This window comes from Alcanivorax sp. (assembly GCF_002733835.1).
GTDB lineage: Bacteria > Pseudomonadota > Gammaproteobacteria > Pseudomonadales > Alcanivoracaceae > Alcanivorax.
The window spans coordinates 12,336-25,747 of sequence record NZ_NVWY01000034.1; the positions used below are offsets into that span (position 1 = coordinate 12,336).

Below are 13,412 nucleotides of genomic sequence, written 5' to 3' on the forward strand. Positions count from 1 at the left end.
GGCTATTGCCATTCTCAAGCAGCGCAGAGTGGCAGTCGGCTGAGGGTGCCCCGCTTTTTGATCTTCTCGCAGCTCGAAGCTCATAGCTCGCAGCTGCTCTTACTTCTGCCGCGCCTTGCGCTTCTCTTCCAGGGCCTCGGCGACCAGGGGTGGCACAAAGTTATTCACATCCCCGTCCAGCAGCGCGATTTCGCGAATCAGGGAGCTGGAAATAAAGGACAGGTGCTCTGCTGGCGTAAGGAACACGGTCTCCAGCTCTGGCGCCAGCTGGCGGTTCATGTTGGCCAGCTGGAACTCGTATTCAAAGTCACTGACCGCGCGCAGGCCCCGCAACAGGATGTTGCCGCCCTCCTCCCGGCAAAAATGGGCCAGCAGCTTGGAAAAGCCGGTGACCTTCACATTCGGCAGGTGCGATAGCACGCGCCGGGTCAGATCTACGCGCTCTTCCAGTGTAAACAGGGGGCCCTTCTTCTCACTGGCGGCGATGCCTACCACGACTTCATCGAACATTTTGGCGGCCCGTTCCACCAGGTCCAGGTGGCCGTTGGTAATCGGGTCGAAGGTACCGGGGTAAATTACGCGGTTGGTCATGCTTGGCTCGCTTTGTCGCGGTAGAAACCGTACCCGGGAGCACCCCGGATACCCACTGTGCCGCAAGCATACCCGATGCGGTGGCAGAGTTGCAGGCCTGTCCGGCGCGGCCCCACAGGCCGTATCGGCCGTCAACAGGGGACAAAATTCCTGAAAATGGCGATCTGGTGTAAGCATTTGCTTACACAAAGTCAGGGAAAAGACGTAGGTCCAGAGGCTTGCTTTTTAGTGGAGGGCCTGAAGAGCAATTATTTTTATAGGCTCATCCTCTTTTATCGTCCGCTTGTCGCCATCTGTTTGCTGGTGGAAATCGCACAGGACTAATTTGGGACTCAGGTCACATTACTTAATAACCGGCTTTAGCATCGGAAGCCGCCGGTCCCAGTGGGGGGGTCACCTGGCTGGGATCATCAGGGACAGATGCCGATTTCATGGACTATGAGAACGATGAAAAATCAACGGCTGGGCTTTGTAGGATTGGGGGATGATACGGCAAGCGCCTGCCTGTCCATGTTGAAGATCATGGATGGCCGGTCCGAAGTGAGCTGGAGTCATAGTGATCCCGACAGCGCAGATGTGCTGATGATTTCCTGCGATCAAACGGATGAAACACAGCGCTGGGCTCGCAGCGACAAGCCGCGCATTGTCGTATACGACAGTAATCAGAAAAAACCGGCGTCGCCGTTTGTTCTACAGCACCCCTTCCGGGTTATGCAGTTGTTGTCTGTACTCGACGAAGTGGCGGGCACCTTGGCGCTCGAAGGGCCGTCGGTACCCCAGCCCCATTCGCCCTCACAGGGCGTCGTGTCCTCTTCCACCGTATCCAATAGCGTTTCCCCTTTCTGGTTATCCCTGCATGAGGTGGTTAATGGAAGCGTGTCTAACCCGGCAGGGCTGCTGGTGTCGTCGTCGCCACATGGTTTGTTGTATTTCAAACCGGCGTCCCAGCGTTTCTATGCCAGCAAGGCGCTGTTCCGCCAGTTGGCTGCCGCCTCTGTAGAGTTGGGCCCTCTGACGCCGACTACCGAGGTCGTGTCGGACGAGATGGTCGCTTGCCCGCTGTTTTCTCTGTGTTGGATGGTGTCCCGCTACAGTGCCACGCACTTGGCGCCCTGGATGAACCCTGAAGGGGCCTTTCATCTTAAACGGTGGCCCAGTTTTGGCACGCTGGAAAAAAGCCGTACCCACTTGTCACTGTGTGCGTTGATGACCAAACGGCCGTTAACGCGTGAACAGGTTCAGCAAGTTTCACATTGCAGCGAGGAAGAGCTGGACCGCTTCATTAATGCCTGTGAGATGAGTGACCTGATGGTGTTCGAGGAAGCTGTTCAGGTGTCGCTGCCGCAGGCGTCTGCCGAAGAAGGAAAAGGACGCTTTGGTGGTTTGATCAAAGGATTGCGCAGTCGATTGGGGTTGAGTGCTTAGCAATGACAAATGACGAATTCAAAATTCTTTTCACCGGCCCCATGGGGGCAGGGAAAACCACGGCAATTACGGCGTTAAGTGACCAGGAATGTGTCTCCACGGATGTGGTGAATACCGATATCGATCAGTGCGACAAGGAAATGACCACGGCAGCGCTGGACTATGGGTACATCAATATCCCCGGTGGCGGTGGTGTGCGCTTGTATGGCACACCGGGCCAGGAGCGTTTCCGGTTCATGTGGCCGATTCTTGCCAATAATGCTGCTGGCGTGATTGTGCTGCTAAATGGCGAGCACCCGGATCTGGATAGCCACCTGTCAGTGTTTGTGGATGCATTCTGGGAGCAGGGTGCCATGCCAATGGTTATCGGTGTAGGCCGTCTGGCCAGCGAGGATTTTGAAGTGATCGAACGAATCACTGATACCTTGCTGGAACGCCATATTTCACCGCCCATTTTTTCCGTGGATGTCAGGGAAAAAGACGATGTTCTGTTACTGGTCGAGGCGTTGCTCTGCCAGATTGAAGTTAACGAAATGGGGATGATGCAAGCATGAAAGCTACCTCTCCGCTTGGAAAAACTGAAACGGCGGTTGCCCAGAAAGAACTGGAAAACTTTCAGGAAAATACCAAAGGCGTTACCTCCGCCGTGCTACTCAGTACGGATGGTTTTGAAGTGGCCTCGTTGCAGGTGAATAAGGATAGTGCAAGCCGGCTTGCGGCCATGGGCAGTTCATTGGCGGCGATCAGTTCTGCCATCGCCAAGGAAGCCGGCATTTCTGAATGCAGCCGGTTGATCGTCGAATCCGATGAAGGTGTGGTTGCGGTCATGAAGGTTCCGAATCTAAAACCTCCACTGGCACTTGCCGTGGTGGCTAACGATGCCTCTCTGTTGGGGCAGCTTCTCTGGGGGGCCAAGAACTGTTGTGCCGCTCTTGAGGAAAAACTAAAAAAGTAAATTTTATAACCCGTTAAAAATTTCGGGATAACACAAGTGTTGAAGGAGATTTACCATGGCGAATATCAAAGAAAGTATGGATACATTGCTGCAGTCTGATGGTGCCATGTGTACCGCCATTGTTGATGCCAACAGTGGTATGGTACTGGGTCAGTCCGGCACCGGGCTGGACCTGGAGCTGGCAGCGGCGGGTAACACGGAAGTGGTCCGCGCCAAATTGAAAACCATGAAGTCCCTGGGGCTCAATGACAAGATTGAAGACATCCTGATTACCCTCGGGACCCAGTATCACATTATTCGTCCGGTATCTTCGAAAGAAGGGCTGTTTATCTATCTGGTGCTGGACAAAAACAAATCGAACCTGGCCCTGGCCCGCCGTAACTGTCAGGAAGTGGAATCCACGCTGTCGTTGTAATCTGCTTTCACCCCGCCATGCCGATCGGGTGGCGGGGTTTTTTCTTTTCCTTTTCCCTTTTCGTGGCTTAACGGTTTCGTCCGGCGCACCTTCTGGCAGACGGCGGATCGCAGCCTGGCTCCTTCGCGTGCAAGCACGCTCCTACCGCCACTCTGCAGGGCTCAGCCCGGTGTGCTGTTGGCTGTAGTGCCGGGTACTCATTTCAATGACTTTTTCCATCTTGGGGACAGCAATCTGATGCTGCTTGAGAAAGTCTTCTGTGGCCGCCGTATCGAAACGCGTGGGTTGAATAAAATGAAGCGCTTCCGGGTAGGTGTTCATCAATGCCGGCAGGCCGGGTATGCGTAACAGTGCGGCGAGTACGGGCATGGGAATATAGCCACGGGGTGCGCGCTTGCCCATGTGGGAAGCCGCCTGCGCCAGCAGGGGCTGCAGGTTGGGTGTCTGCCTGTCCAGGGCCAGCAGTTTTTCAGGTACCACGTCGGCAGTGGCGGCCAGGCGGATGATGTCTGCCAGATGGTCCACTGCCACCAGGGGAAGCCAGTGTGCCCGGGTGCCGGGTACCAATGCCAGGCGGCCGCAGGCCAGGTTGTCGAGCAGGCTGTATAACGGTTGGCTGTTATCCAGCTCGCCGGTATGGCTATTGCCGGCAACGGTGGCGGGCTGAACTTCCACAAAATCGAGTGCGTGCTGTCTGGCAAAGGCCCGGGCGCGAATGGCCGCTTCCAGTTTACTGGCTTCATAGCCGCCAGCCCGCCGGTAAACCTTCGGCCATTCAGTGTGTGATGGGGTGGCGGGATCAATGCCAAGCCGATTCAGGTGCGCGTGATTTTCCAGCATAAAGCCGCTGATAAACACCAAACGGCATTGCTGGCGGCGGGCCAGTTCGGCCACGGCCAGGCTGCCGGTTACATTGGTGCGGCGGGCGGTTTCGGTATCGAGCCGCCAAGCGAAACGGGCGCCGAGGTGGATGACGGCATCGAGTTTGGGGAGCGCGGTGGTCAGGCCCAGTTCCGGTTGGTCCAGATCGCCGCTGATCGCCTGGAGCAAGTGGCCTTGCCCGCCGAGGCTGTCCACCTGCTGGCGCAGGGTGTCGAGTTGAACCTCGGGTTGTCGCAGCATGGCGACCACGGCGTGGTTATGGCGGGTCAGGCTGGCGCATACGTGGCGACCAATGAAGCCGGTAGCCCCGGTGATAAAGAAAGTCATGATGATGTCCTTTTCCTGTTTTCAGTGAGGTGCGGAGAAAGCTCATGACTACGCTAAGGTGTAGAGTATGCTCTAAGGTCAACAGGGAATAAGGGAGTGCCCTATGCGCATTGCAGAACTGGAACAGCGGACGGGTGTGAGCCGCCATACCTTGCGCTATTACGAGAAAGAGGGGTTGCTGCTGGAAGTGGGCCGCCGGGGCAATAATTACCGGGATTATTCGGAAAAAGCGGTGCAGCGGGTGGGCATGGTGCGCCAGCTGAAGGCGTTGGGGTTTTCGCTCAAGGAAATCCGTGAGGTGCTGGACGCCCTGCGCAGCGACAGTATTGATTGTGATCAGGGGGCGGCGTTGATGGCCGAGAAGAAAGCGGCGGTGGATGGCAAGATCGCTGAACTGAAGGCGGTCAGTGCCATGCTGGGTGATGAGCAGAAACGCTTGCTAGCCAGTGCCGAGGCGCAGCGGCGGCGCCAGTCCTGTCTCAGTGATTCAGCGGCTGACTAAACGCATTTGCCGTTGTTGTTTCCTTGCTGCGGGCAGCGCAGCGTTTCCTGTCAATTCTGGTGGTTTTGGTTAGTGCCCTGGTCGGACAAGTGCGTTTTTTTACTGGCACACGGATGGCGCGGCCATTAGCGTGATTTCCCTCTATTCACTACGTGCCAGGAATGCCCATGAGTCGTGCAACGCAAGCCAATCCTTCTGTTCAGGCTGTGCCGGGCCTGTCGTTCACTGCCGCAAAAGCACAGGGGCACGCGACCCGGGATGAGGCGCTGGCGATTTTTGATGCCCTGGAGCCAGTGGCGCTGGATTTCATGATCGGTGCCTGGGAAGGCGAAGGGTTTGAAACCGGGCACCCGCTGGACGGGGTGCTGGAGCGTTGCCACTGGCATGGCAAGCGTTTCGAGAGCGAAGAGCATGTGCACCCGCTGGTGTTTCGCAAGGTGTCCGGCAAGCTAACCTCGGTGAAGCCGTTGCTGGCCATGCCGGGGCTGGGATTGCTCGACCAGATGCCCTTTTTGAAGTCGTCGTTTGTGGGCAAGGTGTTCCAGTGGGTGCTGCCGCTGTTGTCCGGGCGCAAGTCCGCCGCGCGTCTGCGCACTACGACTTACCGGGGAGTGGCCACGGCGACCATGCAGTATGACAACCTGCCGATCAATGATGTGTTCCGCAAGGTGGACGACCACACGGTGCTCGGCATCATGGACCTGAAAGGCATGAAGTAGCCCTTTTTCTTTGTGTTGCGCCGGGATGACCGCTGAGGTTTCCTGCCGGATTGCGCCCTGAAACATCCGCTCATGGCATCCGTGGCGCAGGTTATCTGTGCCCTGCTGGGGGCTATTTCAAAATGCGTACAAATTTGCTCTAGTGAGGGTTCGCTTCAATGACAAGGAGGTTGTCATGCGAACCTGGATGATGGTGTTGTTGATGCTATCGCCGCTGGTGTCTGCGGAGTCGGTGGGTCGCCTGGAAGGCCGCAGTGACGACGGCCAGACGTTTGCTCTTGGTATGCAAAGCAGCGGCGTTGTCCGGTTACCCCAAGCGGCAGATAGCGGCGTCGACTCGATACACCGGTTCACGGATGAGCCTTGTGTCTTCATGAAGGGCGAGACCATGATGCTGGTGTGCTCCGGCTCGCCCGGCAATGGCCTGAGTGGTTCGTTGTACCAGCAGGAGGGGGAGCCGGAAAAGGAAAGCGGTGTAGTCACGATGAAGTGCGTACGTGGCTGTTCCGACAGGGTGCCGGCAGTGATGCAATACATTCCTGTCCAGTGTTGATTACCAGGGCACACGGGGGCTGAGCGTTTGCGCCAGACCCGTGTGTTCCACGTTGCTCAGTATCCGCCGTCCTCAGGATTGTCGCTGAGCCGCTCGCGGCGTTCCTGTTCTTCCTCGAAGGCCGCCTTGATCTCTGCCAGCACCTCATCCACATCGGCAATGTGCTCGTCGTCGTCCACTTCGCCGGTCAGTTCGCTGTCCGGTGTCAGCTCGCCGCTTTCATACAGCGCCCAGATTTCCTGCCCGTAGCGGCTGCCACGCAGTGACGGCGCGTACTGGCTGTAGTAACGGGTCATGTTGTCGACATCGCGGTACAGCATGGCTTCGGCATTGTTGTTGGCGGCGGCATCCACGGCCTGGGGCAGGTCAATGATCACCGGGCCGTAGTCATCCACCAACACATTGAATTCTGACAGGTCGCCGTGAATGATGCCGGCGCAGAGCATGCGTACCACGTATTGCATCATCAGGGCGTGGTCTTCTTCGGCCTGCTCGGCGGACATCACCACATCGCTGAGTCGCGGGGCCACATCGCCTTCATCATCGGTGACCAGCTCCATCAGCAATACGCCTTCGAGCATGTCGTAGGGCCTGGGGACGCGGACACCGGCCTGGGCCAGTAAGCGCAAGGCATCGACTTCGGCGCTTTGCCAGATCTTTTCCTGCTGCTCGCGGCCAAACTTGGAGCCTTTTTCCATGGCCCGGCTGCGGCGGCTGTTGCGTACCTTGCGCCCTTCCCGGTACTGGGCGGCTTTCTTGAAGTTACGCTTGGCGGCTTCTTTATAGACTTTCGCGCAGCGGATGTCCTGGCCACAGCGGACCACGAAGATATCGGCTTCCTTGCCACTCATCAGACGGCTGATGACCTCATCGACGAGACCGTCGTCGACCAGGGGCTGTAAACGTTGCGGGGTTTTCATGCCGCACTTATACCTTATTTGGCGCGCGGCTTCGCCTGCTTCCTGTGGTTTTCGTGCGGGAACCGGTGTTGGGGGCGACTAGGGCTCATATTGATGTGGCTACAGCATGCGGTTGCCACTGTCGGAGTTTGCTTGCAAACGAACCTCGACACCGGTTCGGTTGCAAGCAAACTCCTGCAGTATGGCTCAGGCTTTCAACTTTTCGGCCAGGCCGGAGGCGTTGCGAGCGCTGAGGCCGTAGATGGACAGCTGGGGGTTGGCGCCGATGCTGGTGGGGAACACGGAACCATCGATGATGTAGAGCCCGTTCAGGTGCTTGTAGCTGCCGTCGCTGTTGACGGTGCAGCGGCTCTCGTCCTGGCCCATGGTCAGGCCGCCCATCACGTGGGCGCTGCCCAGGCCGGTGATGACCGGGGCATAGTCCAGCTGTGCCACGCCTTCGCGGGCCGCTTTCCAGCTTTTGTAGTAGCCGGCATGGGAATGGCTGGGGCGCACTTCCTTGGCGCCGGCGGCGAATTGCATTTCCAGCATGCTCAGGTGGGCCCGCTTGGTGCCCTCCAGCAGGTAGTCATTTACCGGGTAATCCAGCAGCGGTTCACCATTGTCACGCAGTTCCACGACGCCACCCTGGTTCTCGTCATGGAAGCCGTCGCGGATCATGGCAATGGAGGCGGCCAGATTGGGCAGACGCTCGATTTCATCCCGTGCCCGTTCACCAAAGCCACCGATCAAGGCACTGGAGAGGCCCGGGTGCATGGGCATCATTTCCATTTTGTAGCCCGCAGGACCATCCACGCCGTGTTTGAAGGTGAACTCGTCGGAATACATGGACTGGGGGGCGCCGTAATACGGGGCGATTTCCTTGTCGTAGAGGCCGAAGGCAAAACTGGTGGGATGCAGGAAGGTGCGTTTGCCTACCAGACCATTCGGGTCCGGGGCGTCGGAGCGCATCAGCAGTGCCGGGCTCTGGATGCCGCCGCCGGCAGCAATCACGGTTTTCGCTTTCAGGGTCACGGTGGCGCCGGTGGGTACCTTGTCGTCATTCAGCGGCCGCACGCGCACCCCGGTGACGGTGTCACCTTCGATAATCAGGGTGTCCGCCTGGGCGCTGTGGATCAGCGTGGAGCCGTGATCCAGGGCGCCGGGAATGGTGGTGACCAGCATGGATTGCTTGGCGTTGGTGGGGCAGCCCATGCCGCAATAGCCGATGTTCCAGCAGCCGCTCACGTTGCGGGGAATCAAGGCGGAATGCCAGCCCCTGTCGTCGCACCCGCGTTTCATCACATCGTTATTGGCGTTGGGGGGCATGGCCCACTTTTCTACCTTGAGGCGGGTTTCCATTTGCTGGAACCAGGGGTCCAGCTGGGCACGGCTGAGGCCCTGCACGCCGAACTCGTCGTGCCAGTATTGCAGGGTTTCGTGGGGGGTGCGGAAACAGCTGGTCCAGTTGACCACGGTGGTGCCGCCCACGGTGCGTCCCTGCAGGATGGTCATCCCGGCATCCTTGGTGGCGCGCAGAGCGCCTTCCTGGTACAGGTCCCGGTAGGCTTGGCCTTCATCGAGCTTGAAGTCGTCGGAGCTTTTCAGTTTGCCCGCTTCCACCAGAATGACCTTGAGGCCACGCTGGCTGAGAATTTCCGCACTGACCCCGCCGCCGGCACCAGTGCCGACGATGATCACGTCGGCTTCCAGTGTGCGGTTGTCGGTGATGGTGCGCCCGTCGAGCACGTCCCAGCCGTTGGCCGGGTCTTTCCACGGGTCTTTCACATTGATGGTGAGGGTGGTCAAGTCCTGCATGGCGTTATCCTTTTTCTTTGGCTAGCAGTGCACACGCAATAAAGGCCGCAAGCGGCGCGTGTCAGGCAACGATTTTCCGGGGTGGGCCGGGGTAGCCGGTGCTGTGGGCGGCTTCAGGTTTCACATACCAAGCCATATAGATCGGCTGAGTCAGGCCCTTGAAGGCCATGCGGCTGAGGCCCCTTTCACTGGCGGCCCACTCGGTGAGGGTCTGCGTGAGTTCCGCTTCGCTCTGATCGGCAAAGCTGGCCCAGGTGCCGGTGATATACCAGCGGGCAGCGCCCAGCTGCATCAGGTCCAGCACCTGGAACAGCGCACCACGAGTGCCGGGCATGCCCCCATCGAGCAGGTCATCGAAGGCTTTCATGCCGTCTTCGGCAGTGGCGCCCACATCGGTGAGGGCGGAGCCAAGCACCGCCCCCACCAACGGGGTGAGTAGATCCACGTCTTGCTGTCGAAAGTGTTTGTAGCCGGGTGCGGGTCCGTCGTTACTGGAGCAACCGGTGAGCAAGGCCAATCCGGAACCGGTGGCCAGTACTGCACTGCCGGCGGCGCTCAGCTTGAGGAAGCCGCGGCGATTGATTCCCTGATCCATAGCGCACTCTTCTTTTTTTGAGTTGAAAGTAGCAAGTTGAAAGTTACAACGCGGTTGAGATTGTTGAGTCTTGTAATGCCTGGTCCGCGATTAACGGTAATGGCGCGGGTGTGGTCGTCCCAGGACAAAGGCCTTTCCCGCGCTTTTAAACTTTATACTTTGAACTTGAAACTGATCATTTCAGCATGAATTTGTCGATCATCTTGTGCATGCCACGGCCATAAGGCGGCAGGATAAACTTGGTGGCGTTGAACTTGCCTTTCTTGTAAATACCCTTGGCCTTGGAGAAGGTCTTGAAGCCTTCCGGACCGTGGTAGGCGCCCATACCGGACGGGCCGATACCACCGAACGGAATGTCATCCACACCCACGTGGGAGATGGTGTCGTTCAGGCAAACGCCGCCGGAGTGAGTGCTCTTGAGCACCTTGTCGCCGTTGGCCTGGTCCCAGTCGAAGTAGTACAGGGCCAGTGGACGGGGGCGCTCGTTCACGTAATCAATGGCGTCGTCCAGGGTCTTGTAAGGCACCACGATCATCAGCGGGCCGAAGATTTCGTCATGGCTGATCTGCATATCGTCGGTGACATTGAGCACCATGGTATGGGGCAGCTTCTGGCTGCCGCTGAAGTCTTCGTTGGCCGGGTTGATCTCGATTACCTCGGCGCCTTTCTCGCGGGCTTCGCTGACGTAGCCTTGCAGCCGTTTGAGCTGGCGCTCGTTGACGATGGCGGTGTAGTCCGGGTTGTTCACCATGGTGGGGTAGGACTGTTTTACCTGGGCGGTCCAGGCATCCACGAATTCGCGTACCCGGTTTTCCGGGCAGAGGATGTAGTCCGGGGCCACACAGGTCTGGCCGGAGTTCATGCACTTGCCGAAGGCAATCCGCTCGGCCACATCCTTCATGGGGAAGTCCTGACCGATGATGCAGGGGCTCTTGCCGCCCAGCTCCAAGGTCACCGGAGTCAAGTTGTTGGCGGCGGCACGCATGATGTGCTTGCCCACGGCGGTGGAGCCGGTGAACAGCATGTGGTCAAAGGGCATTTCGGAGAAAGCCTGGGCCACATCCACTTCGCCGTTGACCACGGCCACCTGCTCTTCCGGAAACGCCTCGCTGACCAGTTTTTCCAGCAGGGCGCCGGTGCGCGGAGTGGCTTCACTCATTTTCACCATCACCCGGTTGCCGGCGGCCAGCGCGGTGAGCATGGGCACGAGGGCCAGCTGAATCGGATAGTTCCAGGGCACGATAATGCCCACCACGCCCAGCGGCTGGTATTCCACCCAGGTTTTGCCGGGCCAACTCAGGGCGCTGACGCTACGTTTTTCTGCCTTCATCCACTTGCGCAGCTTCTTGCTGTTGTACTTGAGTGCTTCCAGGCTGAGCATAATCTCAGCCAGCTTGGTTTCGTCTGCAGCGCGGTTGGAAAAATCGTTGCTGACCGCTTCGACCCAGGCATCGATGTTATCCAGCAGCAGCGGCTTGAAACGGCCCATCAACTCGATGCGCTGTTCGGCGCTGGGGTAAGGGTGCTGGCGGAACGCGGCCTTCTGGGCATCAAAGATGCGGTGCATGCGTTCGATAGCGGTATTGTTGCGTTGCAGTTCTTTGACTTCGGCGACCATGGTCACTTGCCTCCCGAGGCTTTTTTTATCCTGAGTCCGCGACTTCCTCGCGGCGTCTGACGCAAGCCTTTGCCGCCACAGGCTCTTTTTGACAAGAAAGGTTTCTTCAGTCGATCGCATTCCCTGATGCGACGCTTCTTCAGAAAATCCCCTGTGACAGCAAATTCTTACGCCATCCATCCACGCTGAAATCGCGGCTTCAGGATTATGTATGATGACAAGACCGGCAGTGCTGATTGCCGATCAAAAATTAACCTTGAGTCTGATTTTTAGAGTAATTACTCTAGGAGTCAACCTGCGGTAATGAAATCACAACATTTGGCCTACAATGACCAGCACCAAGGAACGGATCCTCAACACCAGCCTCGCCCTCTTCAACCGGCAGGGTGAACGCAATGTGACCACCAATCACATCGCCGAGGCCCTGGGCATCAGCCCGGGCAACCTCTACTACCACTTCCGGAACAAGGGCACGATTGTGGCGGCGCTGTTCGAGCGCTATAGCCAGCACTTGCTGACCCTTCTGGAAGCCCCCCAGGGGCCGCTGACCTGGACCATCAAGACCTACTATTTCGAGGGGTTGCTGGCGTCCATGTGGCAGTACCGGTTCTTCCATCGCGACCTGACCCACTTCCTGCACGCCGATGCGGAGCTGGCCGCCCGCTATCAGGCCTTTGTGGAAATCGTACTGGAGCGGGGGCGGGTGATTTATGGCGAGCTGCGCAGTAGCGGCATCCTGGAACTGGACGACGAACAGTTGCAGGGGTTGATGGTGAACACCTGGGTGCTGATGTCATCCTGGGCCGGGCTGGTACACGGCCTGCGCCCGGACGCGGCGGCGGATGAAGCCCTGGACGAAGCCCTGATGCGTCACGGCGTTTACCAGATCATCTGCCTGGAAGAGCCCTTCCTGCGCGGCGAGGCCCGTGAGCACCTGGAAGAAATGAAGGCCCGCTACCGGGCGGCGAATAATACCTCGACCCTGCTGCTCGGCCATGTGCCCGGGCTGGACAGAACCGGCAGCGAATAGCTGCCCTTCCATCTGCCACTGCAAAAAACGGTTTTACCACAGAGGGCACAGAGCTCACGGAGGAAAACCCTCTTTTCTCGGTGTGCTCTGGGCTCCTGTGGTGAAGACGCAGGGCCTCGCCCTTTTCCCGATATATCCCACCCGCCCCTTTCAAATGCAGACGTTGATAACCGATGGCTGTTTGCCTCTATGGAGCGGCCTGCACGCTTCTTGTGCATGGGCTGAATGCTATTCCCAATAACTCTGTCTTTATGGTCAGTGTTATTGGGGAAGGGAAAAAAGAGGTCAACATATTGAATCATGTGTAAACAGAGCGGTTTGTAACTGACTGACTTTTCTGCTTTTATCTTTCGATATGCAATTTTGTATTTTGTGATATGAAGCCGGCGCGTTCATTGGATATTCGAGCCGGCTTCCTAATAACTGTTAATTAGTGGAAAGAGAATGACCGCCGTAGATTTTTTTAGCATCGTTAAGGATATATTTCTGTCTGGGGCTGCAGCCATTACAGCCTATGCAGCCTACAAGGGGATTGAGAAATGGCGCTCAGAAATTGAAGGAAAGGCAGATTTTGAGGTTGCGAGAAGCTTTATCAGATCTGTGTACAAGCTAAGGAATTCGATTGAAACTTGCCGATCTCCGTTCGTATCAGCTGGGGAATTTCCGGAGGAGTATAGAGGTGGTCTTGGCGGTCACTCAGATAAAGAAAAAGGCGATGCCTGGCTATATGTGTACAACAATCGCTGGGAGCCTGTTTTTGAGGCAATCCAAGAGTTCGACGGAGCAACCTTAGAGGCGGAGGCGCTTTGGGGTAGCGAAGTAAAAGAACGAGCTCAATCATTGCGCCAATTAGCAGCTCGTTTGAGAGTTTCAATTGATACCTATCTTAGGAATGAGTATTCAGGCAACCAGGACTTTGAGGACAGAGATTTTGGGACAAGAATCAGAGCCGATCTAAATGCTTCTGGCCTTGAATTTGACACATTAAGTCCGGCAATAGCAAGAGCGATTGAGGATATTGAAAGCATTATTCGTCCTCATCTAAGAAAAATTAATTAACAAGGCAAGGCAGCGGACGTTCCG

Annotated in this window: 15 protein-coding genes; 9 read left to right on the top strand and 6 right to left on the bottom strand. The window is 57.3% G+C overall.

The features are described from left to right. Positions 1-99: 99 nt before the first annotated feature. Complete coding sequence (gene coaD, locus COA55_RS12900) at positions 100-591, bottom strand: pantetheine-phosphate adenylyltransferase (RefSeq protein WP_007150106.1); 492 nt, start codon at positions 589-591, stop codon at positions 100-102. 447 nt (positions 592-1,038) lie between these two features. Here coaD and COA55_RS12905 point away from each other — a divergent pair, with 447 nt between their 5' ends. From COA55_RS12905 to COA55_RS12920, 4 genes are read left to right on the top strand one after another with little or no spacing between them, the layout of a single operon-like run. Beyond that, positions 1,039-2,016: a hypothetical protein gene (locus COA55_RS12905; RefSeq protein ID WP_290502498.1), complete on the top strand. Its 978-nt coding sequence runs from the start codon at positions 1,039-1,041 to the stop codon at positions 2,014-2,016. Between the two features lie 2 nt (positions 2,017-2,018). Further along, a complete protein-coding gene (locus COA55_RS12910) occupies positions 2,019-2,570 on the top strand; it encodes an ATP-binding protein (protein WP_290502499.1) in 552 nt (183 codons plus the stop codon). Further along, positions 2,567-2,971 carry a roadblock/LC7 domain-containing protein gene (locus tag COA55_RS12915; protein WP_063519699.1) on the top strand — a complete coding sequence of 135 codons (405 nt, stop codon included), beginning with the start codon at positions 2,567-2,569 and terminating at the stop codon, positions 2,969-2,971. Before COA55_RS12910 ends, COA55_RS12915 begins: the two co-directional genes overlap by 4 nt. Before the next feature lie 55 nt (positions 2,972-3,026). Next, positions 3,027-3,386 (top strand): hypothetical protein, encoded by a 360-nt coding sequence (locus COA55_RS12920; protein WP_290502500.1) that lies wholly within the window; start codon positions 3,027-3,029, stop codon positions 3,384-3,386. Positions 3,387-3,527: 141 nt separating this feature from the next. On the opposite strand, the gene COA55_RS12925 is transcribed toward COA55_RS12920, so the two are convergent. Continuing rightward, positions 3,528-4,595 (bottom strand): SDR family oxidoreductase, encoded by a 1,068-nt coding sequence (locus COA55_RS12925; protein WP_290502501.1) that lies wholly within the window; start codon positions 4,593-4,595, stop codon positions 3,528-3,530. 103 nt (positions 4,596-4,698) lie between these two features. Here COA55_RS12925 and COA55_RS12930 point away from each other — a divergent pair, with 103 nt between their 5' ends. The 3 genes from COA55_RS12930 to COA55_RS12940 all read left to right on the top strand — a co-directional run bounded on the left by COA55_RS12930 (position 4,699) and on the right by COA55_RS12940 (position 6,369). Next, on the top strand, positions 4,699-5,097 hold the full coding sequence (locus COA55_RS12930; protein WP_290502502.1) for a MerR family transcriptional regulator: 399 nt from the start codon (positions 4,699-4,701) through the stop codon (positions 5,095-5,097). Positions 5,098-5,264: 167 nt separating this feature from the next. Further along, on the top strand, positions 5,265-5,816 hold the full coding sequence (locus tag COA55_RS12935; protein ID WP_290502503.1) for a DUF4334 domain-containing protein: 552 nt from the start codon (positions 5,265-5,267) through the stop codon (positions 5,814-5,816). A gap of 175 nt (positions 5,817-5,991) precedes the next feature. After that, complete coding sequence (locus COA55_RS12940; RefSeq protein ID WP_290502504.1) at positions 5,992-6,369, top strand: hypothetical protein; 378 nt, start codon at positions 5,992-5,994, stop codon at positions 6,367-6,369. A 56-nt stretch (positions 6,370-6,425) separates the two neighbouring features. On the opposite strand, the gene COA55_RS12945 is transcribed toward COA55_RS12940, so the two are convergent. The 4 genes from COA55_RS12945 to COA55_RS12960 form a co-directional block, all read right to left on the bottom strand. After that, positions 6,426-7,289 carry a PA4780 family RIO1-like protein kinase gene (locus tag COA55_RS12945; RefSeq protein WP_290502505.1) on the bottom strand — a complete coding sequence of 288 codons (864 nt, stop codon included), beginning with the start codon at positions 7,287-7,289 and terminating at the stop codon, positions 6,426-6,428. Between the two features lie 186 nt (positions 7,290-7,475). Next, positions 7,476-9,086, bottom strand: coding sequence for a GMC family oxidoreductase (locus COA55_RS12950; RefSeq protein WP_290502506.1), 1,611 nt, complete (start codon positions 9,084-9,086; stop codon positions 7,476-7,478). 61 nt (positions 9,087-9,147) lie between these two features. After that, the gene (locus COA55_RS12955; RefSeq protein WP_290502507.1) at positions 9,148-9,681 is read right to left on the bottom strand and encodes a twin-arginine translocation signal domain-containing protein; all 534 of its coding nucleotides are present in this window, start codon (positions 9,679-9,681) and stop codon (positions 9,148-9,150) included. A 175-nt stretch (positions 9,682-9,856) separates the two neighbouring features. Next, entirely contained in the window at positions 9,857-11,299 is a 1,443-nt protein-coding gene (locus COA55_RS12960) for a coniferyl aldehyde dehydrogenase (RefSeq protein ID WP_290502508.1), read from the bottom strand. Positions 11,300-11,627: 328 nt separating this feature from the next. On the opposite strand from COA55_RS12960, the gene COA55_RS12965 reads away from it, so the two are divergent. Beyond that, entirely contained in the window at positions 11,628-12,329 is a 702-nt protein-coding gene (locus COA55_RS12965; RefSeq protein ID WP_290502509.1) for a TetR/AcrR family transcriptional regulator, read from the top strand. A gap of 444 nt (positions 12,330-12,773) precedes the next feature. Next, positions 12,774-13,388: a hypothetical protein gene (locus COA55_RS12970; protein WP_290502510.1), complete on the top strand. Its 615-nt coding sequence runs from the start codon at positions 12,774-12,776 to the stop codon at positions 13,386-13,388. Positions 13,389-13,412: the final 24 nt, after the last annotated feature.